This is a genomic window from Sulfitobacter sabulilitoris, from assembly GCF_005887615.1.
Classification (GTDB): Bacteria; Pseudomonadota; Alphaproteobacteria; order Rhodobacterales; family Rhodobacteraceae; genus Sulfitobacter_E; species Sulfitobacter_E sabulilitoris.
The window spans coordinates 1,176,884-1,197,787 of the sequence record NZ_VANS01000001.1 but is presented as its reverse complement, the minus strand read 5'-3'; the positions used below and the strand labels follow the sequence as shown (position 1 = coordinate 1,197,787).

Below are 20,904 nucleotides of genomic sequence, written 5' to 3'. Positions count from 1 at the left end.
GGGTCCGCGCGGGCGGTCGGCAGATTTCGACCGCTCGTGCGTTCGGATCACCGAAAGGTGCGGAAACCTGTTCGACGGGCATCAGCCTTCGAGAGAAACCATTGTGAAACAATCGCTTGCGCGGCGCAGTTGATCCTTGCCGTCTAGCCGTTTGGCATGGTTAGAACAACGTTGCGGCCACCTTTTTGATAGCGCAACTCGCTGTCGCCGATGGCTGACACGCGGCCCCCGTCGATCCGGTCGCCGACCTCCAGCTTCTGATAGCGGCCGTTCGACAGCCGCACCAACGCGCGCCGGGCAGAGGGTTTGCCGTAGACCCCGATCAGGTTGATGCGGCGCAGGTTCAACGCATTTTTCAACGTCGCCTCGCGCGCCACCGAGGCGCTGGAGGGGATGGACGGCGTGACCGTGCGCGGCGCAACGCTGGCCACTGTCGCGGTCGATGCCGCCGATGCGCTGGCGGCGGGCTGCTGGGTGGCGCTCTGCACGATCTGGGAAAAATTACCGGGGCGGCTGTTGGGCAGGCGCGAAGTGGCCGTCGCGGCCGCTGTGGGGGCGTCGTCTGCGTCCTCGGTCGCCTGCTTGGCGGTCTCGGGGCGCAGGCGGGGCCGCAGGCCCGCCAGTTCACTGCGCGTCAGCCCGTCAAGCGTGGCGCGTTCGTTGTTTTCCATCAACTCATCCGGCCGTGTCCGGGGGCGCAATTGCGCCAGGGCCGAGGTCATCGCGCTGTCGATCACGGCCTGCTCGGGCGAGGTTTCGAACCGGGTGGGCGTGGGCGGCGGCACACGGGGCGGCGGACCGGCGAAAACGGTGTAGCCATCGGGCGACAGCGCGCCCGCGGCACTGGCAACGACCAGCCCGTCCGGCCGCAGCGTGAATTGCGTGCCGGCAGGCGAGGGCGAGCTGATGCTGGCCGGGGCGTCGTCGGTGCCTTGGGTGCGCACATCGGGCAGGGCGACTGCATCCTGCGCCGGGCTGATCGGGTCGATGCTGGTCAGGTACAGATCGTCCAACGACATCTGCGCGGGCGCATCCGGCACCTGCGGGGCCATCGGCCAGATGCCGGTGACCGCGTATTGCGCCTGTAGCGCGTTCTCGTCCATCGGATCGGTCGCCAATGCCGCATCCGGCGCTTCGGGCTGGGGTGCGGGCGCGTCGGGCACGGCGCGCAGCGCATCCAGAACGGCGGTATCCTCGTCGGTCAGGCCGGGATCGAGCGACGCGGTCTCTTCCGGTTCGGCGCTGTACTCCGCGTCGTCCGACGCGGCGGCATCTGTCTCGCTCGCGTCGTCCATCTCCGCGGCTTCGGCAAAGCTTTGCGGGGCGGGGGGCGCGGTGTCCTGGGTCGTGACGGTGGCGCGCTCCGTGCCGAACAGCCGCGCGATCCCCTCGTCCAGAAACACCGAAGCCCAGGCCGCGACCCCGGCCAGAAACACCAGCAAGGCAGCCGTCAGGATCAGGCCCAGATAGCGTGGCTTGCCGCCGACTTCCTGCGATTTGCGTGCGCCGAAAACGGTCATGCGCTGCGCTTCTTCGGTAGGGGCCGTGGGGGTCGCGGTGGCGGGCTTGACCGCCCGTGGGGCCGCCGCGACCGGTTTTGACACCGTGCCGCGTGCCGGTGGCGTCGGTCCGGGCTTGCGGCGGCTCAGAAAGCCAAGCCGTTCGGATGGCTCCGCGGCGGCGATCGGCTTGGTGGGCGGTGCTATGGGCTTTGGCTCGGGCGCGCTGTCCGGATCGGACCGGTTTGCGCCGCCCAGCGACGGGCCGGCGGACGCACCGCGGCGGCTGGCAAAGCCTGTGGCGATCTGCGGTGCGTTGCTGCCCGGCGCCGCCTGCGATGCGGTGGGTTGCCCCCCACCGCCCGGCGGCGGCATCGGGATTTCGGTGGGCGGCAACGGCGGCGCTTCATCGGGCATCGATGGGGGCGTCTCTTCCGGTTCGGAGGGCGGAGTTTCCTGCGGCACCGGCGGCGGTGTTTCGTTGGGCGTGGCGGGCGGAATTTCCTCGGGTGTCGGCGCCGGCGCGGGAGGCACGACTTCGGGCTCCGGCCCCGGCTCGGTTTCCGGTTCCGGCGGTGTTTCCGGCGCAGGCGGGGGAATCGTATCGGGCTTGGGCGCGGGGTCGGTATCGGGGCCGGGCTGCGGCACCGGAACGGGTTCGGGTTCGGGCGTGGGTTCGGGCGCGGGTGGCGGCGTCTCCTGCGGGGCAGGCTCGGGCACCTCTTGCGGGTCCGGCGCGGCGGCGTCCATCGCGACGGGGCCCTCGGGGATGTCGACGGCGCCGATTTCGACCACGGCAACTCCGTCCGGTTCGACCGTTTCGCCCTTGGCCAGCAGCGATGCGGCGGCCTTGGTCGGGCCAAAGAACGGCTCGCCCAGGAAACCGTCGTCCTGCGGTGCCGCGACAAAGCTTACAGGGCCAAACCGGTGCGCGCTGGCAAAGGCCTCGGCCTCGTCCAGGGTATCGCGCGCGACGGCCGCGACATGGGTGCGCGCACCGTCGGGGCTGATGTCGAACACCAGGTCCCTGACCGCATAGGGCGTCGCTCCGTCCAGCGCCAGCCGGGCGGCATCGCGGCGCGCGGCGTCGTCCATCCCGGCGGTGTCGAGCGTCAGGTACTTGATCTGCGCATCGGGGATCAGCAGTTTGGACCGCACGCCGCCGGGCTCAAGCGATGCGGCGGTCTTGCGCAGCACCTCCAGTTCGCCGGACATGGCGTCGCTGCCGGCCTCGACGGTGCCCACCGCGCGCCATCCCCCGGCGGCGCGGTGCAGCAGGCGGATATGATCGAACGACAGGGACAGCGCGAATTCTGGCTTCATTCCTCGCCTTTACCAGTGGGGCGGACACGGTGAAAGCGCACCGTGCGGATAGCCCGAGAATAGAGCAGGAGTTTGCCGAGGGAAAGCGAAAGCCCAAGCCTTGGCTTGCCCTTTTTTGCGTCGCGGGCTCAGGTGGCACGGGACGATGCGAGAGATCGAGAAACGTGGAAAGGATGCGCCATGCGCAAGACGATAGGGGCGATTGTGATCTGGGCCTGTTTGGCCGGAACGGCCTGGGCGCAGGAGACGCGGGTCATTACCGTCACCGGCGAGGGCAGGATCGAAGCGGTGCCGGATATGGCCACGATCAGCCTTGGGGTGACGCATGAGGCGGCCCAGGCAGATGCGGCGATGGCGCTGACGTCGGCGGCGGTGCGCGCGGTGATCGACCGGCTGACCGGGGCGGGCATCGCGGCGCGCGACATGCAGACCAGTGGCCTGTCGTTGCAGCCCTTGTGGGAAAACCGCGTATCCAGCAGCGATGCGCCACCCAGGATCGCGGGCTTTGTTGCGCGCAACGGCGTCACCGTACGGGTCCGCGACCTGACCGGCCTGGGCGGGATCCTGGATATGGTGGTGCAGGATGGCGCGAATACTTTCAACGGCTTGCAGTTCGGTCTTCAAGCGCCAGACCCGGTCGAGGCCGAGGCCCGCGCCGCCGCCGTCAGGGACGCGATGGCGCGCGCCGCGCAGTTGGCGCAGGCCGCGGGCGTGACGCTGGGCCCGGTGCAATCGATTTCGCAGCAGGGTCAGGGGCGTGGCCCGGTGATGATGGAAATGTCGGCGGCGTCGCGGTCGATGGGCGATGTGCCGGTGGCGCCGGGCGAGCTGAGCATTGACGCGCAGGTGTCGATGGTTTTCGCCATCGCGGACTAGGCGGACGGCATGGGCGCGCGCCCGGCGGACATATCCGCCATGCGCGCGCGGCCTTGGCCGGTGGCTTAGCTGGTGGCCTTGGCCAGGGCCTGATCCAGATCGGCGATCAGATCGTCGGCGTCCTCGGTCCCGATGGAGACACGGACCACGCCCGCGCCCGCTCCGGCGGCTTCTTGCTGCTCTGCCGTCAACTGTCGGTGCGTGGTCGAGGCGGAGTGGATGATCAGCGACCGCGTATCGCCCAGGTTCGCCACATGGCTGAAGATTTCCAGCGCGTTCACCAGCTTGACGCAGGCGTCATAGCCGCCCTTGACCGCGAAGGTGAACAGCCCGCCGGCGCCGCGCGGGCAGATTTTGTCCATGCGTTTGTTGTAGGGAGAGGACTTCAGGCCGGCGTAGGTCACGTAGTCGACGCGCTCGTCTTTTTCCAGCCAGGTGGCGATCTTCTCGGCGTTCTCGACGTGGCGGTCCATGCGCAGCGACAGGGTTTCGGTGCCCATCAGCGTGTAATGCGCGGCCTGCGGGTTCATCGTCATCCCCAGATCGCGCAGACCGATGGCGATGCCGTGAAAGGTAAAGGCCAGCGGGCCGAAGGTCTCGTGGAACTTGAGGCCGTGATAGGCCGGTTCAGGCTGGCTGAGCGAGGGGAACTTGTCGTTCGCGGACCAGTCGAACTTGCCCGAATCCACGATCGCGCCACCCGTGACGGTGCCATTGCCGGTCAGGTACTTGGTCGTCGAATGGACCACCAGCGTCGCGCCATGCTCGATCGGGCGGCACAGGTAGGGCGTGGCCGACGTGTTGTCGACGATCAGCGGAATGCCCGCCGCGTCCGAGATTTTCGAGATCGCATCGAGATCGGTGATATAGCCGCCGGGATTGGCGATCGCCTCGCAGAACACCGCGCGGGTGTTGTCGTCGATCGCGGCCTTCACCGCATCCAGATCGTCGAAATCGACAAAGGTGCAGGACCAGCCGAACCGCTTGATCGTGTGGGTGAACTGCGTGACCGTGCCGCCGTACAGGCGGGTGGAGGCGACGATGTTCATACCGGGCTGCATCAGCGGAAACAGTGCCATGATCTGGGCCGCATGCCCCGACGAGCAGCACACCGCGCCCACGCCGCCTTCGAGCGTCGCGATGCGTTCTTGCAGCACGGCGACCGTGGGGTTGGTCAGCCGCGAATAGATAAAGCCCACTTCCTGCAGGTTGAACAGCGCCGCGGCGTGGTCGGCATCGCGGAACACATAGGCCGTGGTCTGGTAGATCGGCGTCTGGCGTGCGCCGGTCGCGGGATCAGGCTTGGCGCCCGCGTGAATTTGCAGCGTGTCGAAACCGTAAGTGGGGCCGTCGGTCATTTGGGCGTCTCCTTGAAGTGATGGCTTGGGTCAATCGTTAGGCTACGCGCCTGCGCCACACAAGGGCGGCGGCGCGCTCACCGCATCCAGAAGCCGTTGGATTTGATGCGGTTGCGGATGACCTGTTCGCGCCGCGGCAGGTGGTCGCGATCGAAAAGCGCGCGGACCTTGGCGCCGCGGCCCTGATAGACCATCCGCTTGATCGGGTTGTATTCCTTGAGGATCTTCTTGATCCGGTTGGGGGCCGTCACGGTCTCGAGGGTTCTGACCACATGATCGGCCTCGCGGGCATAGAGCATCGGAAACATGCGGTAGTGGCAACTGACGCTGCCGTCCAGAAGCCCCTGCGGCAGCGTGTCCCTGCCGCCGCCGAGCGCATGGATCACCAAAGGCAGCGCAGCCTGGTCGAGCCAAGGGTCCAATTCCTGCGCGCAAAGCGCGACCGGGGGATCGTCACGGATGGCCCGGGCGTAATCGAGGAATTTCTCACCAAACGCATGCGGGCAACGGTAGTAGAAAAAGCCTGCGTTGAAATACAGGTATCGCTGCCAGAATTCGTCGGGCTGGCTCAGGTCCAGAGAGCTCTCGAAATCGAGGCCGAACTTGTCATAAAGCGATTTCCAGAGCCCGGTATAACCGGGCCCGTACAGCTCGGGCACGGGCCAGGTGCCTTCGCGGCGCAGGGACGCGCTGGGCCGGTCGAAATCGAACGGCACGCTGCCCAGATCGCCGGTGATCAGCGTGTCGGTGTCGAAAAAGACGAACGGCTCGTCGCGCGGCAGGGCGGTCAGCATCTCGATCTTGTTGCCGTAGGGATATTGCTTGCCGAAATGTCGGCTCTCGAAGGGAACGATCTCGGCGCCCAGGGCCTCGAGTTCGGCGCGCAGCTCAGGGCTGCCGATGCGCGGATCGCGTGGCCAGAGAGGGCCGGGCTGCGGTTCGGCGATCAAGAGCCGGCCTGTGAAGCCGCGGCTGTGGTGGCGGAGCGAGGCGGCGAAGATCAGTGCCTCGTAGGCCAACCGCCCATGTTGGCCGACCACAACGACATTGAACTGCCGGGGGGATTTCGCCTGTTGTTCCATGCTCTTGCCTGCGCCCTTCGGGGTTTGGCCGGACTATAGGCGCAAGCGCGCGCCGACTAAAGCGATTTGACCACTGCGCGGGCGGCGAACCAGGGGATCGGCGGGTGGGGAAAGTGGTGGGCGACCCTGGAATCGAACCAGGCGTGCGTCTCCGCGAGGGAGTTACAGTCCCCTGCCACACCTTGCGGCCTGTCGCCCACTTTGTCCTGCGCAGTGCGCTGAACGTGCCCTGCGCATTGCGCTGAACGTGAAGGCGTGATTACAAGCGGGGCAGATAGGCGTCAAGGCGAAAACTCGACCTTTTTTGCGCCAAAATCATGGGGTGCGCGAGATGAAAAAGCCCAAGTGGGTCGTGGCGAAAGAGCAGGACAGGAAGGCAGAGGCGCGCGAGACGCTGTGGCTGTTCGGTCTGCACGCGGTGCGCGACGCGCTGATGAACCCCGCGCGCGAAAAATTAAAGCTTATCGTCACGCTGAATGCCCACAACAAGCTGGAAGATGCGATCGCGCAGGCCGCGATCGAGCCCGAAATCGTGGATCCGCGCAAGTTCAACGCGCCGCTCGATCCCGGATCGGTTCACCAGGGCGCGGCGCTCGAGGTCAAGCCGCTGAGCTGGGGGCGGCTGGAGGACGTGTGCATCGGACCCGCGGCGCCGCGCGTGATCTTGCTGGACCGGGTGACCGATCCGCACAACGTGGGCGCGATTCTGCGCTCCGCCGAGGTGCTGGGCGCCTCTGCGGTGATCGGCACACGCCATCATTCCGCCCCGGAAACAGGTGCCTTGGCCAAGACGGCGAGCGGCGCGCTGGAGCGTCAGCCCTATCTGCGGGTGCGCAACCTCAGCGATACGATCAAGGCGCTGCAGGGCATGGGATACCTCGTGCTCGGTCTGGACGGGGAAGCCGAGCAGACCGTCGAGGCGGCCGTGGCCGGCAAGCGCGACCGCGCAGTCGCGTTGGTGCTGGGTGCCGAGGGGCCGGGTCTGCGCGACAAGACGAAGGCGACCGTCGATGCGCTGGTGCGGATTGACGCAGACGGCGCTTTCGGGTCGCTCAACGTCTCAAACGCCGCTGCGATTGCCCTATATGCCAGCAAGGACCACGGATAGGAGGGACGCTTGGGCACTCCCACGAAGATCGCGACCTGCTGTTATTGCGGCACCCGCGCCGCGCTGGTGCTGCGCGGCGAGACCCGGCACGAACTGGCCTGCTCGCGGTGCGGCGCGCCGTTGCGCGATCTCAAGGCGCTTCCAGTGCAGCCAGACGCCAGGCCGCAGTGCCGCTCCGGGCCCGCGCCGGACCGGTCCAGACCCGCGCCCGTGCAAAAGCGGTTCCCCTTGGGCGGCGAGGCCAAACTGGCCCTGCGGCGCGGGTGGCGCCGTCCAAAAAAGAAACGCAAAGGGTTCCTGGCCTACCTGGTGGAGGAGGCGTTCGACGCGGTCGAGGATATTTTCGATTAAACGGGCGGTCTTGCGAAGAATTCACCTGCTGTTCACAGTTTCGCGACAAGGTCTTTTCGGATCGGGTTGAAATACCCATCTTCGAAAGGAGCGCAGGCACGGAACGCCTGATGCTCTTCACTGTCCCTCGTTCCGTACCTATGCGCCCCAAGCACTGGCTGCCGGGGCGCTTTTTTTTGCCGTCCGAACCGTCTAGGGTCGTCGGCATGACATATTCCGATGACCTGCTGAAATCGATTCTGACACGAACGCGCCGCGTGGCCGTGGTGGGCGTGTCGATGAACTCTGTGCGGCCCAGTTATTACGTGGCGCGCTACCTGTCCCTCAAGGGGTTCGAGGTGGTGCCGGTGAACCCCGGGCACGCAGGAGAGATCCTGTTCGGGCAGACCGTGCGCGCCAGCCTGCGCGAGATAGAGGGACCGGTCGACATGGTCGACATCTTTCGCCGCTCCGAGGCGGTGCCGCCCATCGTGGACGAAGCGCTGGACGCTTTCCCGGACCTGCAGACGATCTGGATGCAGATCGGCGTGGAACATCCGGCCGCCGCGGCCAAGGCGGAGGCGCGGGGGGTGACGGTGATCCAGAACCGGTGCCCCAAGATCGAATACCAGCGCCTGTTCGGCGAATTGCGGATGGGCGGTTTTGCGACCGGGATCATTTCCAGCAAGCTTTAGTCGGGTCGCGGGCGTTTCCCGACCGGGCATGGGGGGCTGTCTGCCACCCCCACGGCGCGATGCGCCATTCCCCCGAAGGTATTTCGGGCCAACAGAAGCTAGGGGCGGTTCGCTTTTTCCGCGAGGCCGGATTGCGATTGCCGGCGCTCGAGTTCGGTCAGGACGTCGGCGAAATCGACGTCGCGGGCCGCCAGCATCACCAGCAGGTGATAGAGCACGTCCGCGGCCTCCGAGGTCAAGGCGGCACGGTCGCCCTTGACCGCTTCGATGATCGCCTCGATGGCTTCCTCGCCGAATTTCTCGGCGCATTTCTCGGGGCCCTTGGCCAGCAATTGTGCGGTCCAGCTGCTGTGCGGGTCGGCAGCCTTTCGGGTCTGAATGATGGCGAAGAGATCCTCGAGGGTCATGCCAGCCTCATCGGGATGCCGGCCTCGGCCATGTGGCGCTTGGCCTGCGCGATGGAATAGTCGCCGAAGTGAAAGATCGAGGCGGCGAGCACCGCGGAGGCGTGGCCTTGGAGCACGCCTTCGACGAGGTGATCGAGGGTGCCGACGCCCCCCGAGGCGATGACGGGCACATTTACCGCATCCGCGATGGCGCGGGTCAGGGGCAGGTTGAAGCCCGCGCGCGTGCCGTCGCGATCCATCGAGGTGAGAAGGATTTCGCCCGCGCCTTTCGCGGTGACGGTGCGGGCGAAGTCGACGGCATCGATACCGGTGGGTTTGCGACCGCCATGCGTGAAGATTTCCCATTTTCCCGGGCGGACGGTTTTCGCGTCGATGGCCACGACGATGCACTGGCTGCCGAATTGATCGGCAGAGCGCGCGACCACGTCGGGGTCGGCCACCGCGGCGGAGTTGAAGCTGACCTTGTCCGCGCCCGCGAGCAGCAGGGCGCGCACGTCCGCGGGGCTGCGCACGCCACCGCCGACGGTCAAGGGAATGTAGCAATGCTCGGCCGTGCGCGACACCACGTCGAACATCGTGCCGCGATTTTCATGCGTGGCGTGGATGTCGAGAAAGCACAATTCGTCCGCACCGGCGGCGTCATAGGCGATCGCGGCATCCACCGGATCGCCCGCGTCGCGCAGGCCGACGAAATTGACGCCCTTGACCACGCGGCCGTCGGCGACATCGAGACAGGGAATGATGCGGGTCTTGAGCATGGGGGTGGTTTAGCGGTCACGGCGCAGGGCGGCAAGGGTTGCAGTGAGGGGGGGGCGGCGGCCCGGAAAGCTCCCCCTTCGAGGGCATCACGGAAAAAGAGGCGTCACGACCGCAGGGCGGCAAGGGCGGTTTCAAGGTCGATGGCCCCGTCATAGAGCGCGCGGCCCGATATGGCGCCAGAGATGACCCCGGTGCGCTTCAGCGCCAGAAGATCGTCCAGCGACGAGACCCCGCCGGAGGCGATGACCGGGATCGACACGGCGCGGGCAAGCGCGTCGGTCGCCTCGATGTTGGGGCCGCCCATGGCGCCGTCGCGGTTGATGTCGGTATAGATGATCGCCGCGACGCCCGCGTCTTCGAAGGATTTCGCAAGGTCGGTCGCGTTCACGTCCGTTTCCGTCGCCCAGCCCTTGGTGGCGACCTTGCCGCCGCGCGCATCGATGCCCACCGCGACCTGGCCGGGGAACGCGCGGGCGGCGTCGCGCACCAGTCCGGGGTCTTCGACCGCGACGGTGCCGAGGATCACCCGCGCCAGCCCCTTGTCGAGCCAGGCTTCGATCGTGGCCATGTCGCGGATGCCGCCACCCAGTTGCGCGGGCACCTTGCAGGCCTTGAGGATCGCCTCGACCGGGGCGGCGTTGACGGGCTGGCCCGCGAAGGCGCCGTTCAGATCGACAAGGTGCAGCCACTCGCAGCCCGCGCTCACGAACTCCATGGCCTGCGCGGCCGGATCGTCATTGAAGACCGTCGAGCGTTCCATGTCGCCGTGGACGAGGCGCACGGCCTGTCCGTCCTTGAGGTCGATCGCGGGGAAGAGGATCATCTGAGGTCTGCCTTTGCCGTTGCCTGACTGGCCTTTTGCCCTGCGGTGGGGCGATTTGCAACGCAGCGTTCGCATGGCGTGCGACCCAAGGTCAATCTTGCGAGAATCGTGGCGGCACCGTCATGGTGCGCGGGTAACGGGAGGACAAAGATGAAAAAACTGATCGCATTGACGGCGCTGGCCGTTGCCTGTGCGGGGGCCGCGCTGGCCGATCCGCTGGAAGGCACCTGGAAGACCGAAGCGGACGATGGTGCCTTTGCGCATGTCGTCATTGCACCCTGCGGGCCGAATTACTGCGGCAAGATCGCCAAGACCTTCAACGCCAGCGGCGAATACCAGTCGCCCAACATCGGCAAGACATTGGTCATCGACATGGCGAATTCCGGCGGTGGCAACTACAAGGGCAAGGTCTGGCGCCCGTCCAATGACAAGATCTACATCGGCAAGATGGCCCTTGCGGGCGACAGCGTGAAACTGTCTGGCTGTGTCGCGGGCGGGTTGATCTGCTCCAAGCAGACCTGGACGCGGCTCAAGTAAACCGAAGCCGAGGGTTTCGCGACCGGACGGGCAGGGTGCAATCGCAGCCTGCCCTTTTTCGTGTTTCGGCGTCCAGGTCTTGATGTGCCGCAAGGCGGACCGCGCCGGTCGGGGTAGCGTAGGGTTCGCCGCACCGCCGGAGCATCGCAATGTCGCAGGTCGTCACCAAGATCCTTATCGCCATCGTCGTATCGCTGATGCTGGTCATCGCCTGCGCGGACCGGGCCGAGGCCCGCGATCCGCTGGAAGGGCTTTGGCAGACCGAGCCGGACCGCAAGAAACTGACCTCGCATATCGAGATCCGGTCCTGCGCCGCCAAATTCTGCGGCACGGTCAAGGCCGCGTTCGACCGTCAGGGCCGCGAGGTGCGCACCCGCAACATCGGGCGCGACCTTTTTTGGAATTTGGAGACACTGGGCGGCGGCCGCTATGGCAACGGCACGGTGCATGTGCCGCTGCTGAACGTGATGGCGCTTGCCAGCATGACATTGGCCGGCGACCGCCTGGCGGTGCGGGCGTGCAAGGCGGGGGTCTGCCAAGGGCAGATCTGGACCCGGATCAGATGACCGGTTCAGGGGCTCCAGGCCAGGAAGTTGGCGATCAGCCGCAGGCCGGTGGTCTGGCTTTTCTCGGGGTGGAACTGAAACCCCAGCATCGTGCCGCGCCCCACGACAGCCGTGACATCGCCCGCGTAGTCCACATGCGCAAGGCGTTGCGCGGGGTCCGCGACCGCCATGTGGTAGGAATGAACGAAATAGGTGTGATCGCCGGTCGCGATGCCGTCGAACACCGGGTGCGGGTGGTCGATCACCAGGTCGTTCCAGCCCATGTGCGGCACCTTCAGCGCGGGATCGGCGGGCGTGATGCGCGTCACCTCGCCACCGATCCAGTCAAGGCCGGGGGTGTCGTCGTATTCGCGGCCCCACGTCGCCATGAGCTGCATACCGACGCAGATGCCGAGAAACGGGCGGCCGCGGTCCTCCACGGCTTCGACCATCGCCGAATAAAGGCCGGACCGGCCCTTCAACGCACGCATGCAGGCAGGAAAGGCGCCGTCGCCGGGCAGCACGATCCGGTCGGCGCGCGCCACCACATCGGCGTCCGACGTCACCACGACTTTGCCCGCGTCGCCCTCGCGCGCCATCCGCTCGAACGCCTTGTGCGCCGAATGCAGGTTGCCGCTCTCGTAGTCGATGATCGCCGTCAGCATGGCTTACAGCGCGCCCTTGGTCGAGGGGATGTCAGCCGCCTTGCGCGGATCGACCTCTACCGCGTCGCGCAGGGCGCGGGCCACGGATTTGAACGCCGCCTCGGCGATGTGATGGCTGTTGAGCCCGTGCAGCATGTCGACATGAAGGGTGATGCCGCCATGGGTGCTGAGCGCCTGGAAGAATTCGCGCACCAATTCGGTGTCAAAGGTGCCGATCCTGGGTGTCGGCAGGGTCACGTTCCACACCAAGAAGGGCCGGGCGGAGAGGTCCAGCGCCGCGCGCACCAGCGCATCGTCCATCGGCAGCAGGCACGCGCCATAGCGGCGGATGCCGCGCTTGTCGCCCAGCGCCCCGCTCAGCGCCTGACCCAGCGCGATGCCCACGTCCTCGACCGTGTGGTGGTCGTCAATGTGCAGGTCGCCCTTGGCGCGCACGGTCATGTCGATCAGCGAGTGGCGCGCAAGCTGGTCGAGCATGTGATCGAAGAACCCCACGCCGGTCTGGTTGTCATAGGCGCCGGTGCCATCGAGATCGACGGTCACGGTGATGTCGGTCTCGGCGGTGGTGCGGGTGATTGTGTGCTGTCGCATGCGCGGCCCCTTGGTGTCTTTCGCGCCCTTATAGCAGTCATGCGGCCCGCGCCAAGCGTCTGCGATCAGGGATTGCGGCCCCGGTGCCGGATATGCCAGCTTGGGTCCGGACACACACGCGCCTTTTCAAGGACTTCCCCATGAGCACCTGCGTCTTCATCCAGATCCGCTGCCGCCCCGGCACCACCTACGAGGTGGCCGAGGAGATCGCCTTGCGCGAGATACATTCGGAGCTTTATTCCACCAGCGGAGATTATGACCTGCTGATGAAGCTCTATATTCCAAAGGAGGCGGATGTCGGCAAATACATCAACGATCATCTGCTCGACATCAAGGGGATAGAGCGATCGCTTACCACCATGACGTTCAAGGTCTTTTGAGACGGCTCGCCCTTGCGCTGGCCTGTGCGCTGGGGGCAGGGGCCGGCCCCGCCGCGGCGCTGGAGGCGCGGACCTATACCGGGTCCGAGGCGGCGGCGCTGCGCTGCGCCAACACGCTGGCCTATACCGCCTCGGCGCTGGAGGCGGCGGGCCGGATGCGCCCGGTGGACAAGGAGATCATGCTGGCCATCACCGTGCTGATCCTCGAACGGCACGTCAGCGGGACGTGGCCGCAGAAGAAAGCGGCCCTCAAGATCGTGCGCGACCGCCGCGATCTGGAACAGACGTTCGCGGATTTCGAGCGCTACGCGGCGCAGTGCCTCGTGCAGTTTCCGATCAACTGACCCCTGCTCATGCGGTGAACAGGTCGCCGTAGTCGTCGCGCAGCAGGTTCTTTTGCACCTTGCCCATCGTATTGCGCGGCAGTTCCGGCACGACCACCAGCTTGCGTGGCTGCTTGAAGCGCGCCAGCGAGGTGCCGATGTCGCGGGCGATTGCGTCAAGGTCGGGCGTCTTGCCGGACTGCGGCACCAGAACGCCGACCACGGTTTCCCCGAAATCCGGATGCGGCACGCCGATGACGGCCGATTCCTGCACACCGGGCTGCTCATCGAGCAGAAGCTCGATTTCCTTGGGGTAGATATTGTATCCGCCCGAAATGATCAGATCCTTGTTGCGGCCGACGATGCTGACGTACCCGTCGGCGTCGATCTGACCCAGGTCGCCGGTGATGAAAAACCCGTCCTCGCGCAGTTCCTCGGCCGTCTTTTCGGGCATTTGCCAATAGCCCTGGAACACGTTGGGGCCGCGCACTTCGATCTGGCCGATCTCGCCCTGCGGCAGGCTGTCGCCGGTGGCGGGGTCGGTGATCTTCAGCTCGACGCCGGGCAGGGCAAAGCCCACGGTGCCCGCGCGCCGTTCGCCGTCATAGGGGTTGGATGTGTTCATGTTGGTTTCCGTCATCCCGTAGCGCTCGAGAATGCGGTGGCCGGTCCGGGCCTCGAATTCGACATGCGTCTCGGCCAGCAGAGGCGCCGAGCCCGAGATGAACAGCCGCATGTGCTGTGTCAGGCCGCTGTCAAAGCGGTCGTCGCCCAGAAGCCGCGTGTAGAAGGTGGGCACACCCATCATGGCGGTGGCGCGGGGCATCTGCGCGATCATCTCGTCCAGATCGAATTTCGGCAGAAAGATCATCGATCCTCCGGCCATCAGCGTGACGTTGGTGGCCACGAACAGCCCGTGCGTGTGAAAGATCGGCAGCGCGTGCAGCAACACGTCATCGGCCGTGAACCGCCAGTAATCGGTCAGGGTCTCGGCGTTGGACAGCAGGTTGGCCTGGCTCAGCATCGCGCCCTTGGACCGGCCCGTGGTGCCCGAGGTGTACAGGAAGGCCGCCAGATCGTCGGCGCCGCGATCCGATGTGTCGAATTGCGTCGGGTGGTCCGTCGCCAGCCCCGCGAACGTGCCAGCGCCATCGCTGTCGAGCGTTTCCAGCCGCGCCGCGCAGGATTTGGCGATGGGCACGAGCGCCTGTTGCCTGGACGGGTCGCAGAGCAGCAGCTTGGCGCCGCTGTTGTCGACGAAATAGGCGACTTCGTCGGCGGTATAGGCGGTATTGAGCGGCAGGAAGACCACGCCGGTCTGCGCGCAGGCGGCATAGACCGCCAGCGCTTCGGGCGATTTTTCGATTTGCACCGCCAGCCGGTCGCCGGGGACAAGCCCCAGGTCGGTCAGGGTATGGGCATAACGCGCGGCGGTCTGCAAAAAGGCATCATGGCTCAGCGTGGTGCCATCGGGCAGGTGCAGGAAGGGGGTGTCCTGGCCCGCGTGGCGTCCAAACAGGGTGTCATAAAGCGGGTTGGCCATCGCGCGGCTCCTTTTCAGGCGGGTTTCGGTTTCGCGGCAGAGGCAAGCGCCGTCACCTCGGGCGAGGCGGCGATGCTGTGCGCTGCGGCGAATCCTTCGTGGTTTTGCGAAATCAGGGCGGTGTCGTAAAGGTAATTGACCATCGCCCCCCCCGATTGTGCGATCCCGTTGGGCGACACGTCGGCATCGGCGTGCACGGCGTGCACCAGGGCACCGTTGCCCAGATGGAATCGCGCCACCGGATCGAATGGCGTGCCATCGGGGCGCTTGGCCTCCAGCAGGTAATGCGCGGCCAGTTGGCGCAACAGATCGGGCTTCATCGCGGCCAGCGTCGCGCCATCCTCGCCGGTCCAGCGGGCAAGGCCGGGGATCGGCGACAGGGTGACAAAGGTCGACAGCTTCGGCAGTTCGCGGCTGAGATCGGCGACCACCTGCTTGATCAGCGAGTTGCCGAAGGAAATGCCGGCAAGCCCCGCCTGGCAGTTCGAAATCGAGTAGAACACGGCGGTATCGGCGTCGCGCGCCGCGATCACCTCGCGCGCGTCGGCCAGCAACCCCTGCACCGATCCGGGAATTCCGCGTGTCAGCGCCACCTCGACGAAAATCAGCGGCTCGTTCGGCATGGAGGGGTGAAAGAACGCAAAGCAGCGGCGGTCCTCGGGGGCGAGACGACGGCGCAGGTCGTCCCAGCTGTCGATGGCGTGCACCGCCTCGTAGGCGATGATCTTTTCCAGAATACCCGCGGGGCTGTCCCAGTTGATCGGGCGCAGCACCAGAAAGCCGCGATTGAACCACGAGGAGAAGAGATGCCGGAAATCCAGATCGACCACGGCGAAATCGGGATGATCGCGCGCCAGCCTGAGCAGATCGCGCCGCATGCCCACCAGCCGCCCGGTCGCGCCCGGCACCTGGTTGAGCCGCCGCGCCAGTTCCTGTCGCGCGGGTTCGGCCACCGCGAGGAACCTGCGGTAACTGGCCTTGTCGGGCACCGCCTCGAAGCCGTCCAGCGCGTCGCGGATGCGTGGCGGGTCGATCCCGAGATCGCGCACCAGAAAGGTGAAGAACTCGATCTTGGCGGCGTCGTCCATCCCGGCGTATTGATCCAGGATCAGCCGCGCCAGAATGGTGCCCGACACTTCGCCCGAACTGCCCAGCAGATCGTGGCAAAGCTCCTTGATGCTGCGGCCCTTGGCATCGGGTTCGCGCGCCCCGCGATAGCGTCGTTCAAAGACGGTTGAGAGAAGATCGGCGAGAAAGCTCAAAACCCGGGTCCCATCACTGCGTCAGGCAACCACGTCGCGAGCCCCGGGAAGAGGCACAATAGCACGATGGCAAGCACCATGCAGGCCACGAAGGGCAATGAGCCGTAGAGGATGGTCTTGAGCGAGATGTCGGGCGCGATGCCGTTGATTACGTAGAGGTTAAGGCCCACGGGCGGTGAGATCAGGCCGATTTCCATGTTGATCGTCAGCACCACGGCGAACCAGATCGGATCGAAGCCCGCGGTGGTGATGATCGGCAGCAGGATCGGCGCCGCCATCAGGATCACCGCCACGGGTGGCAGGAAGAACCCGGCGATCAGCAGGAACACGTTCACACAGGCCATCAGCACCCAGCGGTTCACATCCAGCGTGCCGATCCATTCGGCGATCGCCTGCGTGATGAACAGGCTGCTGAGCATGTAGGAGAACACACCGGCGGCGGCGATGATGAACAGGATCATCACCGATTCCCGCGTGCTGTCGCGCAGGACCACCCAAAGGTCGCGCGGGTTCCACAACTTGTAGATGATCATCGCGATCAGCAGGCACAGCAGCGCGCCGATGGCCGCCGTTTCCGACGGCGTGGCGATCCCGCCGTAGAGCGCGTAAAGCACCCCGACGATGATGGCGAGGAACGGCAATACGCGGGGCAGGACCTCGAATTTTTCGGTCCAGCTGTAGGTGCGCGCGCTGATCACGGCGAGGTTGCCCGACCGCCAGGTCGAATACATCGACCAGGCCATGAACAGGCCGACCAGCATCAGACCGGGAATGACGCCGGCCAGGAAAAGCCGCCCGATCGAAGTTTCGGTCGCGATGCCATAGACGATCATCGTGACCGAGGGCGGGATCAGGATGCCCAGTGTGCCGCCCGCCGCGATGGAACCCGCGGCGACGCCGTCGGGATAGCCGCGCTTGCGCATTTCGGGGATGCCCATCTTGCCGATGGCGGCACAGGTCGCCGGGCTGGAACCGGACATCGCGGCAAACAGCGCGCAGGCCCCGAGGTTGGAGATGACAAGCCCGCCCGGCACGCGCGTGAGCCAGCGCTCCAGCGCCTCGTAAAGATCCGCGCTGGCGCGGGTCGAGGCGATGGAAGAGCCCATGATGATGAACATCGGGATTGACAGAAGTGCGAAATTGTCGAGCTTGCCGAAGAAGATTTCGGGCATGAGTTCGAGCGAGCGCATCCCATCGAAGACCATGAGGAATCCGGCCGAGACGATCAACAGGCCGATGGCGACGGACACGCCGGAAAACAGGACCAGGATGGTAAAGATGGCGACCAAAGCGCCCAACAGCAGCGGATCCATTCAGTGCTCCTCCAGACCGAAGGGGCGGTCGATTTTCAGGATGACGGCCAACAGATCGGCCAGCAGTTGCAACAGCAGCAGGCCAAACCCAACAGGCAGCGCGAGGTAGGGTATCCAAAGCCGCACGCCCCAGACGGTATCGGACCGCCAGCCGCGATCCCACGCGAAATGCCAGTATTCATAGCCGTACCACAGCATCATCGCGACAATGGCCGACGACACCGTCAGCGTCAGGATCGCCAGTGCGCGACGCGCGCCCATCGGCAGTGCCAGCGGAATGAGATCGACGTTCACATGCCCGCGCAACCGCTGCACATAGGGCAGGCCCACAAGCGTGGCCGCGATCATCAGGTAGATCACCGCCTCGGTCTGCCACACGGTCGAGCCGTTGAGGACGAAGCGGATGAAGATCATCTGGCAGGTGATGCCCACGGCAATGACGATCATCGCGGCAGAGCACCAGCCGGCAAGTGTGGATAGTGCGGCCACCGCGCGCAGGAACGGGTTGTTCCCGACGGGGGCCACGGCGACCGTGGTCTGACCAGACATGGCGTGGTCCTTTGGGTAGGGGAAGAACAGGGGCAGGGGCAGCGCCGGGACGGCGCCACCCCAGGGGCCGGATCACTCGACGGCGAGCGCCAGGTCCAGCAGCATCTGACCGTCCGGCGTCTCTTCGACGAACGCCTTGTAGGAGGTCCTGGCCGCCAATTCGCGCCAGGCTTCGAATTCCTCGGCGGTCATGTCGTCGATCTCGACGCCGGCTTCGGAAAAGACGCGGCGGCTTTCGGCGTCTTCCTTCTTGGCCTCTTCCAGATAGAAGGCCTGCGCCTTTTCGGCACCTGCGCGCAGGGCGGCCTGCTGCTCGGGTGTCAGGGCTTCAAAGGTGCTCTTGTTCACCAGAAGCGGCTGATACATGAACCAAAGTGCGAAATCGCCCGGAGGCGTGTAGCAGGCGACCTGCTCGTAGATGCGGTAGCTGACGAAAGACGAGGACGAGGTGTTGGCCGCGTCCAGAACGCCTGTCTGCATGGCGTTGTAGATTTCGGAGCTGGCCATCGAGGCGATCGACGCGCCGGCGCCTGCCAACATCTGCTCGAACGCCTTGCCGGCGGCGCGGGTCTGCTTGCCGGGCATGTCGTCGATCGAGGTGATGCAGCCGTCCTTGCCGGCAAATCCGCCCGCGAGGTAGCCATGCACCAGCACCATCACGTCGTCTTCGGCCATCTTCTTTTCCAGTTCGGCCATAAAGGGCGACTTGACCAGACGCGCCGCATGATCGTGGTTCTTCACCAGGCCGGGCATCAGCGTCAGGTTGTAGGCGGGCTGCTGGCCACCGGCATAGCTGAGCGGCAGGACGGTCATGTCAAGCTGTCCGCGGCTGAGCGGGTTGTACTGCTCGCGCGGCTTGAACAGCGACTTGCCGCCGAAGATCTTGATCTCGAGATCGACATTCGCCGCTGCGGCTTCGTCCGCGACGATCTGGGCGACCTTGTGGCGCACGTCGTTGTTGGACCACTGATGCGACAGGCGCAATTCGGTGGCGCTGGCGGCCGTGCCCAGAACCAGCAGGGCCGCGGCAGCCGCGGCGGAAAGCAGATTGGTCTTCATGGTATCCTCCCATTGTGCCCGGTTAAGACGAATCCGGGCCTGAGGGTCAGTGTTTCCGCTGGGGCAACCTGTGTCAACCAGATTGTATACAATAAATTGCATCTTGCGCACAAACGCCTGAATAGCTAAGGGTTTGGCATGGAAACACGTCGCGCAGACATGATCGCCGACGCCCTGGAAGAACGGGTTTTCGCCGGTGATTTCACCGATGGCGACCGGCTGGACGAAATTCGGCTGGCCAAGATGTTCGGCGTGTCGCGCACCCCGATTCGCGAGGCTTTGCAACGGCTTGTGTCTTCGGGCCTGGCCGAGCAACTGCCCCGGCGAGGGGTCTTTGTCCGCCAGCCCGGTCCCGTCGAATTGATGGAGATGTTCGAGACGATGGCCGAAATCGAAGGCGTCTGCGGACGTCTGGCCGCGTCGCGCATTTCCGAAGACGCCCTGGCCGTGCTGGAGGAAGCGAACGCGCGCTGCCAGGCTGCGATCGCGGCGGATGACGCGGACGGCTATTACCGCGAGAACGAGCGGTTCCACAACACGATCTACGCGCAATCCGGCAACAGCTTTCTTGAGCACGAGGCGCTGCGCCTGCACCGGCGGCTCAAGCCCTACCGCCGTTTGCAGCTCCGCCTTCGGGGCCGCATGGTGCAATCGATGGCCGAGCATGAGGCGATCGTCGTCGCCTTGCGGGCGGCGGAGCCTGAGCAGGCGGCGACGGCCCTGCGGCTGCATGTTGCCGTTCAGGGCGAGAAGTTCCATCACCTGCTGGCCAGCTTGCGGATGGCGGCGCAATAATCACCGGACCCGATGGCGATCGGCCCTGCGCCGGAGGAATGGCTGCGCCTCCGACTTGCGAATTATTCTCATTCTTCTTGACTTCTTGCGAATGGTTCGCAATTAAGGCATGCGGCCCGGACGACGCGGGCCGATTGCCACGCCTGACCCCAAGGAGATTTCCATCATGCTGCGTTCCCATGCTTTTCGGCTGGCCATTCTGGCGGCCGGCGTTCTTGCCTCGCTATCGGGGCCCGTCGCTGCGGCGGGTGACAAGCTCAAGGTGGTGACGACCTTTACCGTGCTGGCCGATATGGCGCAGAACGTGGCGGGCGACGCCGCCGAGGTCGTGTCGGTGACCCGGCCGGGCGCCGAAATCCACGGGTATTCGCCAACGCCGGGCGACATCGTGCGCGCCAGCGGTGCGGACCTTATCCTGTGGAACGGTCTGAACCTCGAACTGTGGTTCGAACAGTTCCTCAGCAATCTCGGCGATGTGCCGTCGGCGACCTTGTCGGACGGGATCGAGCCGATCTCGATCACCGAGGGCAGCTATGAGGGCAAGGCGAATCCGCATGCCTGGATGGGCGTGGACGCCGCGATGATCTATATCGACAATATCCGCGACGCCCTGTCGCAGCACGACCCCGACAACGCCGCGACCTATGCCGCCAACGCCGAACGCTACAAGGCTCAGGTGCGCGACACCATCGCCCCCCTGCGCGCCCGGATCGAGACGATCCCGCCGCAGGATCGGTGGCTTGCGACCTGCGAAGGGGCGTTCAGCTATTTCGCGCGGGATTTCGGCATGAAAGAGTTGTATCTTTGGCCCATGAACGCCGATCAGGTCGGCACGCCGCAGCAGGTGCGCGCGGTCATCGACGGGGTGCGGGCCAATGACATTCCCGTGGTCTTTTGCGAAAGCACCGTCAACACCGCACCCGCCCGGCAGGTCGCGCGTGAAACCGGCGCGGCCTATGGCGGCGTGCTCTACGTCGATAGCCTGAGCGAACACGACGGTCCGGTGCCGACGTATCTGGATCTGCTGCGCGTGACGACCGAAACCGTCGCAAACGGCCTGACGGGCGCTACAAACTGATCCA

Annotated in this window: 23 protein-coding genes and 1 tRNA gene; 10 read left to right on the top strand and 14 right to left on the bottom strand. The window is 65.6% G+C overall.

Going from position 1 to position 20,904, the window contains the following annotated elements; translation table 11 throughout:
* Positions 1-143 precede the first annotated feature (143 nt).
* A complete protein-coding gene (locus tag FDT80_RS05675) occupies positions 144-2,822 on the bottom strand; it encodes a hypothetical protein (protein ID WP_138661228.1) in 2,679 nt (892 codons plus the stop codon).
* A gap of 180 nt (positions 2,823-3,002) precedes the next feature.
* Between FDT80_RS05675 and FDT80_RS05670 the strand changes: the two genes are divergently transcribed.
* Positions 3,003-3,698 carry an SIMPL domain-containing protein gene (locus FDT80_RS05670; protein ID WP_138661227.1) on the top strand — a complete coding sequence of 232 codons (696 nt, stop codon included), beginning with the start codon at positions 3,003-3,005 and terminating at the stop codon, positions 3,696-3,698.
* Between the two features lie 65 nt (positions 3,699-3,763).
* Here the strand turns inward: FDT80_RS05670 and FDT80_RS05665 are convergent, their stop codons facing one another.
* The 3 genes from FDT80_RS05665 to FDT80_RS18840 all read right to left on the bottom strand — a co-directional run bounded on the left by FDT80_RS05665 (position 3,764) and on the right by FDT80_RS18840 (position 6,336).
* The gene (locus FDT80_RS05665) at positions 3,764-5,056 is read right to left on the bottom strand and encodes an O-acetylhomoserine aminocarboxypropyltransferase/cysteine synthase family protein (RefSeq protein ID WP_138661226.1); all 1,293 of its coding nucleotides are present in this window, start codon (positions 5,054-5,056) and stop codon (positions 3,764-3,766) included.
* Positions 5,057-5,133: 77 nt separating this feature from the next.
* On the bottom strand, positions 5,134-6,138 hold the full coding sequence (locus tag FDT80_RS05660) for a hypothetical protein (RefSeq protein ID WP_138661225.1): 1,005 nt from the start codon (positions 6,136-6,138) through the stop codon (positions 5,134-5,136).
* Between the two features lie 114 nt (positions 6,139-6,252).
* Positions 6,253-6,336: transfer RNA gene (locus FDT80_RS18840), tRNA-Tyr, on the bottom strand.
* A 133-nt stretch (positions 6,337-6,469) separates the two neighbouring features.
* On the opposite strand from FDT80_RS18840, the gene rlmB reads away from it, so the two are divergent.
* From rlmB to FDT80_RS05645, 3 genes are all read left to right on the top strand, one after another.
* The gene (rlmB, locus tag FDT80_RS05655; protein WP_138661224.1) at positions 6,470-7,246 is read left to right on the top strand and encodes a 23S rRNA (guanosine(2251)-2'-O)-methyltransferase RlmB; all 777 of its coding nucleotides are present in this window, start codon (positions 6,470-6,472) and stop codon (positions 7,244-7,246) included.
* Between the two features lie 9 nt (positions 7,247-7,255).
* Positions 7,256-7,597: a hypothetical protein gene (locus tag FDT80_RS05650; RefSeq protein WP_138661223.1), complete on the top strand. Its 342-nt coding sequence runs from the start codon at positions 7,256-7,258 to the stop codon at positions 7,595-7,597.
* 206 nt (positions 7,598-7,803) lie between these two features.
* Positions 7,804-8,271, top strand: a complete 468-nt coding sequence (locus tag FDT80_RS05645) for a CoA-binding protein (protein ID WP_138661222.1) — start codon at positions 7,804-7,806, stop codon at positions 8,269-8,271.
* A gap of 98 nt (positions 8,272-8,369) precedes the next feature.
* Here FDT80_RS05645 and FDT80_RS05640 read toward each other — a convergent pair whose 3' ends face one another.
* The 3 genes from FDT80_RS05640 to hisA all read right to left on the bottom strand — a co-directional run bounded on the left by FDT80_RS05640 (position 8,370) and on the right by hisA (position 10,260).
* Positions 8,370-8,678, bottom strand: coding sequence for a phosphoribosyl-ATP diphosphatase (locus FDT80_RS05640; protein ID WP_138661221.1), 309 nt, complete (start codon positions 8,676-8,678; stop codon positions 8,370-8,372).
* The gene (gene hisF / locus FDT80_RS05635; RefSeq protein WP_138661220.1) at positions 8,675-9,436 is read right to left on the bottom strand and encodes an imidazole glycerol phosphate synthase subunit HisF; all 762 of its coding nucleotides are present in this window, start codon (positions 9,434-9,436) and stop codon (positions 8,675-8,677) included. Before hisF ends, FDT80_RS05640 begins: the two co-directional genes overlap by 4 nt.
* A 104-nt stretch (positions 9,437-9,540) precedes the next feature.
* Positions 9,541-10,260: a 1-(5-phosphoribosyl)-5-[(5-phosphoribosylamino)methylideneamino]imidazole-4-carboxamide isomerase gene (gene hisA / locus FDT80_RS05630; protein ID WP_138661219.1), complete on the bottom strand. Its 720-nt coding sequence runs from the start codon at positions 10,258-10,260 to the stop codon at positions 9,541-9,543.
* Between the two features lie 150 nt (positions 10,261-10,410).
* On the opposite strand from hisA, the gene FDT80_RS05625 reads away from it, so the two are divergent.
* Both FDT80_RS05625 and FDT80_RS05620 read left to right on the top strand, forming a co-directional pair.
* On the top strand, positions 10,411-10,797 hold the full coding sequence (locus tag FDT80_RS05625; protein WP_138661218.1) for a DUF2147 domain-containing protein: 387 nt from the start codon (positions 10,411-10,413) through the stop codon (positions 10,795-10,797).
* Between the two features lie 149 nt (positions 10,798-10,946).
* On the top strand, positions 10,947-11,363 hold the full coding sequence (locus FDT80_RS05620; RefSeq protein ID WP_246039873.1) for a DUF2147 domain-containing protein: 417 nt from the start codon (positions 10,947-10,949) through the stop codon (positions 11,361-11,363).
* Positions 11,364-11,368: 5 nt separating this feature from the next.
* On the opposite strand, the gene hisH is transcribed toward FDT80_RS05620, so the two are convergent.
* Together hisH and hisB are read right to left on the bottom strand one after the other, a co-directional pair.
* Positions 11,369-12,007, bottom strand: a complete 639-nt coding sequence (hisH, locus tag FDT80_RS05615) for an imidazole glycerol phosphate synthase subunit HisH (protein WP_138661217.1) — start codon at positions 12,005-12,007, stop codon at positions 11,369-11,371.
* Positions 12,008-12,010: 3 nt separating this feature from the next.
* Positions 12,011-12,598 carry an imidazoleglycerol-phosphate dehydratase HisB gene (gene hisB / locus FDT80_RS05610; protein ID WP_138661216.1) on the bottom strand — a complete coding sequence of 196 codons (588 nt, stop codon included), beginning with the start codon at positions 12,596-12,598 and terminating at the stop codon, positions 12,011-12,013.
* A gap of 140 nt (positions 12,599-12,738) precedes the next feature.
* Here hisB and FDT80_RS05605 point away from each other — a divergent pair, with 140 nt between their 5' ends.
* Both FDT80_RS05605 and FDT80_RS05600 read left to right on the top strand, forming a co-directional pair.
* Entirely contained in the window at positions 12,739-12,978 is a 240-nt protein-coding gene (locus FDT80_RS05605) for an Lrp/AsnC family transcriptional regulator (protein WP_138661215.1), read from the top strand.
* Entirely contained in the window at positions 12,975-13,322 is a 348-nt protein-coding gene (locus FDT80_RS05600; RefSeq protein WP_246039872.1) for a hypothetical protein, read from the top strand. The genes FDT80_RS05605 and FDT80_RS05600 overlap by 4 nt, the downstream gene beginning before the upstream one ends.
* 7 nt (positions 13,323-13,329) lie before the next feature.
* Here the strand turns inward: FDT80_RS05600 and FDT80_RS05595 are convergent, their stop codons facing one another.
* From FDT80_RS05595 to dctP, 5 genes are all read right to left on the bottom strand, one after another.
* Positions 13,330-14,844 carry a malonate--CoA ligase gene (locus tag FDT80_RS05595; protein ID WP_138661214.1) on the bottom strand — a complete coding sequence of 505 codons (1,515 nt, stop codon included), beginning with the start codon at positions 14,842-14,844 and terminating at the stop codon, positions 13,330-13,332.
* 14 nt (positions 14,845-14,858) lie between these two features.
* Positions 14,859-16,106 carry a malonyl-CoA decarboxylase gene (locus FDT80_RS05590; RefSeq protein WP_138661213.1) on the bottom strand — a complete coding sequence of 416 codons (1,248 nt, stop codon included), beginning with the start codon at positions 16,104-16,106 and terminating at the stop codon, positions 14,859-14,861.
* Complete coding sequence (locus FDT80_RS05585) at positions 16,103-17,419, bottom strand: TRAP transporter large permease (protein WP_138661212.1); 1,317 nt, start codon at positions 17,417-17,419, stop codon at positions 16,103-16,105. Before FDT80_RS05585 ends, FDT80_RS05590 begins: the two co-directional genes overlap by 4 nt.
* Complete coding sequence (locus tag FDT80_RS05580) at positions 17,420-17,968, bottom strand: TRAP transporter small permease (RefSeq protein WP_138661211.1); 549 nt, start codon at positions 17,966-17,968, stop codon at positions 17,420-17,422.
* A 72-nt stretch (positions 17,969-18,040) separates the two neighbouring features.
* Positions 18,041-19,027, bottom strand: a complete 987-nt coding sequence (dctP, locus tag FDT80_RS05575; RefSeq protein WP_138661210.1) for a TRAP transporter substrate-binding protein DctP — start codon at positions 19,025-19,027, stop codon at positions 18,041-18,043.
* A 138-nt stretch (positions 19,028-19,165) separates the two neighbouring features.
* Between dctP and FDT80_RS05570 the strand changes: the two genes are divergently transcribed.
* Positions 19,166-19,822 (top strand): GntR family transcriptional regulator, encoded by a 657-nt coding sequence (locus tag FDT80_RS05570; protein WP_138661209.1) that lies wholly within the window; start codon positions 19,166-19,168, stop codon positions 19,820-19,822.
* 166 nt (positions 19,823-19,988) lie between these two features.
* Positions 19,989-20,900, top strand: coding sequence for a metal ABC transporter substrate-binding protein (locus tag FDT80_RS05565; RefSeq protein ID WP_138661208.1), 912 nt, complete (start codon positions 19,989-19,991; stop codon positions 20,898-20,900).
* The last annotated feature ends 4 nt before the right edge of the window (positions 20,901-20,904 follow it).

Excerpts from the sequence above, each read along its gene's own strand:
- FDT80_RS05675 (WP_138661228.1), bottom strand. The coding sequence starts at position 2,822 with ATGAAGCCAGAATTCGCGCTGTCCCTGTCGTTCGATCATATCCGCCTG.
- FDT80_RS05670 (WP_138661227.1), top strand. The coding sequence starts at position 3,003 with ATGCGCAAGACGATAGGGGCGATTGTGATCTGGGCCTGTTTGGCCGGA.
- FDT80_RS05665 (WP_138661226.1), bottom strand. The coding sequence starts at position 5,056 with ATGACCGACGGCCCCACTTACGGTTTCGACACGCTGCAAATTCACGCG.
- FDT80_RS05660 (WP_138661225.1), bottom strand. The coding sequence starts at position 6,138 with ATGGAACAACAGGCGAAATCCCCCCGGCAGTTCAATGTCGTTGTGGTC.
- rlmB (WP_138661224.1), top strand. The coding sequence starts at position 6,470 with ATGAAAAAGCCCAAGTGGGTCGTGGCGAAAGAGCAGGACAGGAAGGCA.
- FDT80_RS05645 (WP_138661222.1), top strand. The coding sequence starts at position 7,804 with ATGACATATTCCGATGACCTGCTGAAATCGATTCTGACACGAACGCGC.
- FDT80_RS05640 (WP_138661221.1), bottom strand. The coding sequence starts at position 8,678 with ATGACCCTCGAGGATCTCTTCGCCATCATTCAGACCCGAAAGGCTGCC.
- hisF (WP_138661220.1), bottom strand. The coding sequence starts at position 9,436 with ATGCTCAAGACCCGCATCATTCCCTGTCTCGATGTCGCCGACGGCCGC.
- hisA (WP_138661219.1), bottom strand. The coding sequence starts at position 10,260 with ATGATCCTCTTCCCCGCGATCGACCTCAAGGACGGACAGGCCGTGCGC.
- FDT80_RS05625 (WP_138661218.1), top strand. The coding sequence starts at position 10,411 with ATGAAAAAACTGATCGCATTGACGGCGCTGGCCGTTGCCTGTGCGGGG.
- FDT80_RS05620 (WP_246039873.1), top strand. The coding sequence starts at position 10,947 with ATGTCGCAGGTCGTCACCAAGATCCTTATCGCCATCGTCGTATCGCTG.
- hisH (WP_138661217.1), bottom strand. The coding sequence starts at position 12,007 with ATGCTGACGGCGATCATCGACTACGAGAGCGGCAACCTGCATTCGGCG.
- hisB (WP_138661216.1), bottom strand. The coding sequence starts at position 12,598 with ATGCGACAGCACACAATCACCCGCACCACCGCCGAGACCGACATCACC.
- FDT80_RS05605 (WP_138661215.1), top strand. The coding sequence starts at position 12,739 with ATGAGCACCTGCGTCTTCATCCAGATCCGCTGCCGCCCCGGCACCACC.
- FDT80_RS05595 (WP_138661214.1), bottom strand. The coding sequence starts at position 14,844 with ATGGCCAACCCGCTTTATGACACCCTGTTTGGACGCCACGCGGGCCAG.
- FDT80_RS05585 (WP_138661212.1), bottom strand. The coding sequence starts at position 17,419 with ATGGATCCGCTGCTGTTGGGCGCTTTGGTCGCCATCTTTACCATCCTG.
- FDT80_RS05580 (WP_138661211.1), bottom strand. The coding sequence starts at position 17,968 with ATGTCTGGTCAGACCACGGTCGCCGTGGCCCCCGTCGGGAACAACCCG.
- dctP (WP_138661210.1), bottom strand. The coding sequence starts at position 19,027 with ATGAAGACCAATCTGCTTTCCGCCGCGGCTGCCGCGGCCCTGCTGGTT.
- FDT80_RS05570 (WP_138661209.1), top strand. The coding sequence starts at position 19,166 with ATGGAAACACGTCGCGCAGACATGATCGCCGACGCCCTGGAAGAACGG.
- FDT80_RS05565 (WP_138661208.1), top strand. The coding sequence starts at position 19,989 with ATGCTGCGTTCCCATGCTTTTCGGCTGGCCATTCTGGCGGCCGGCGTT.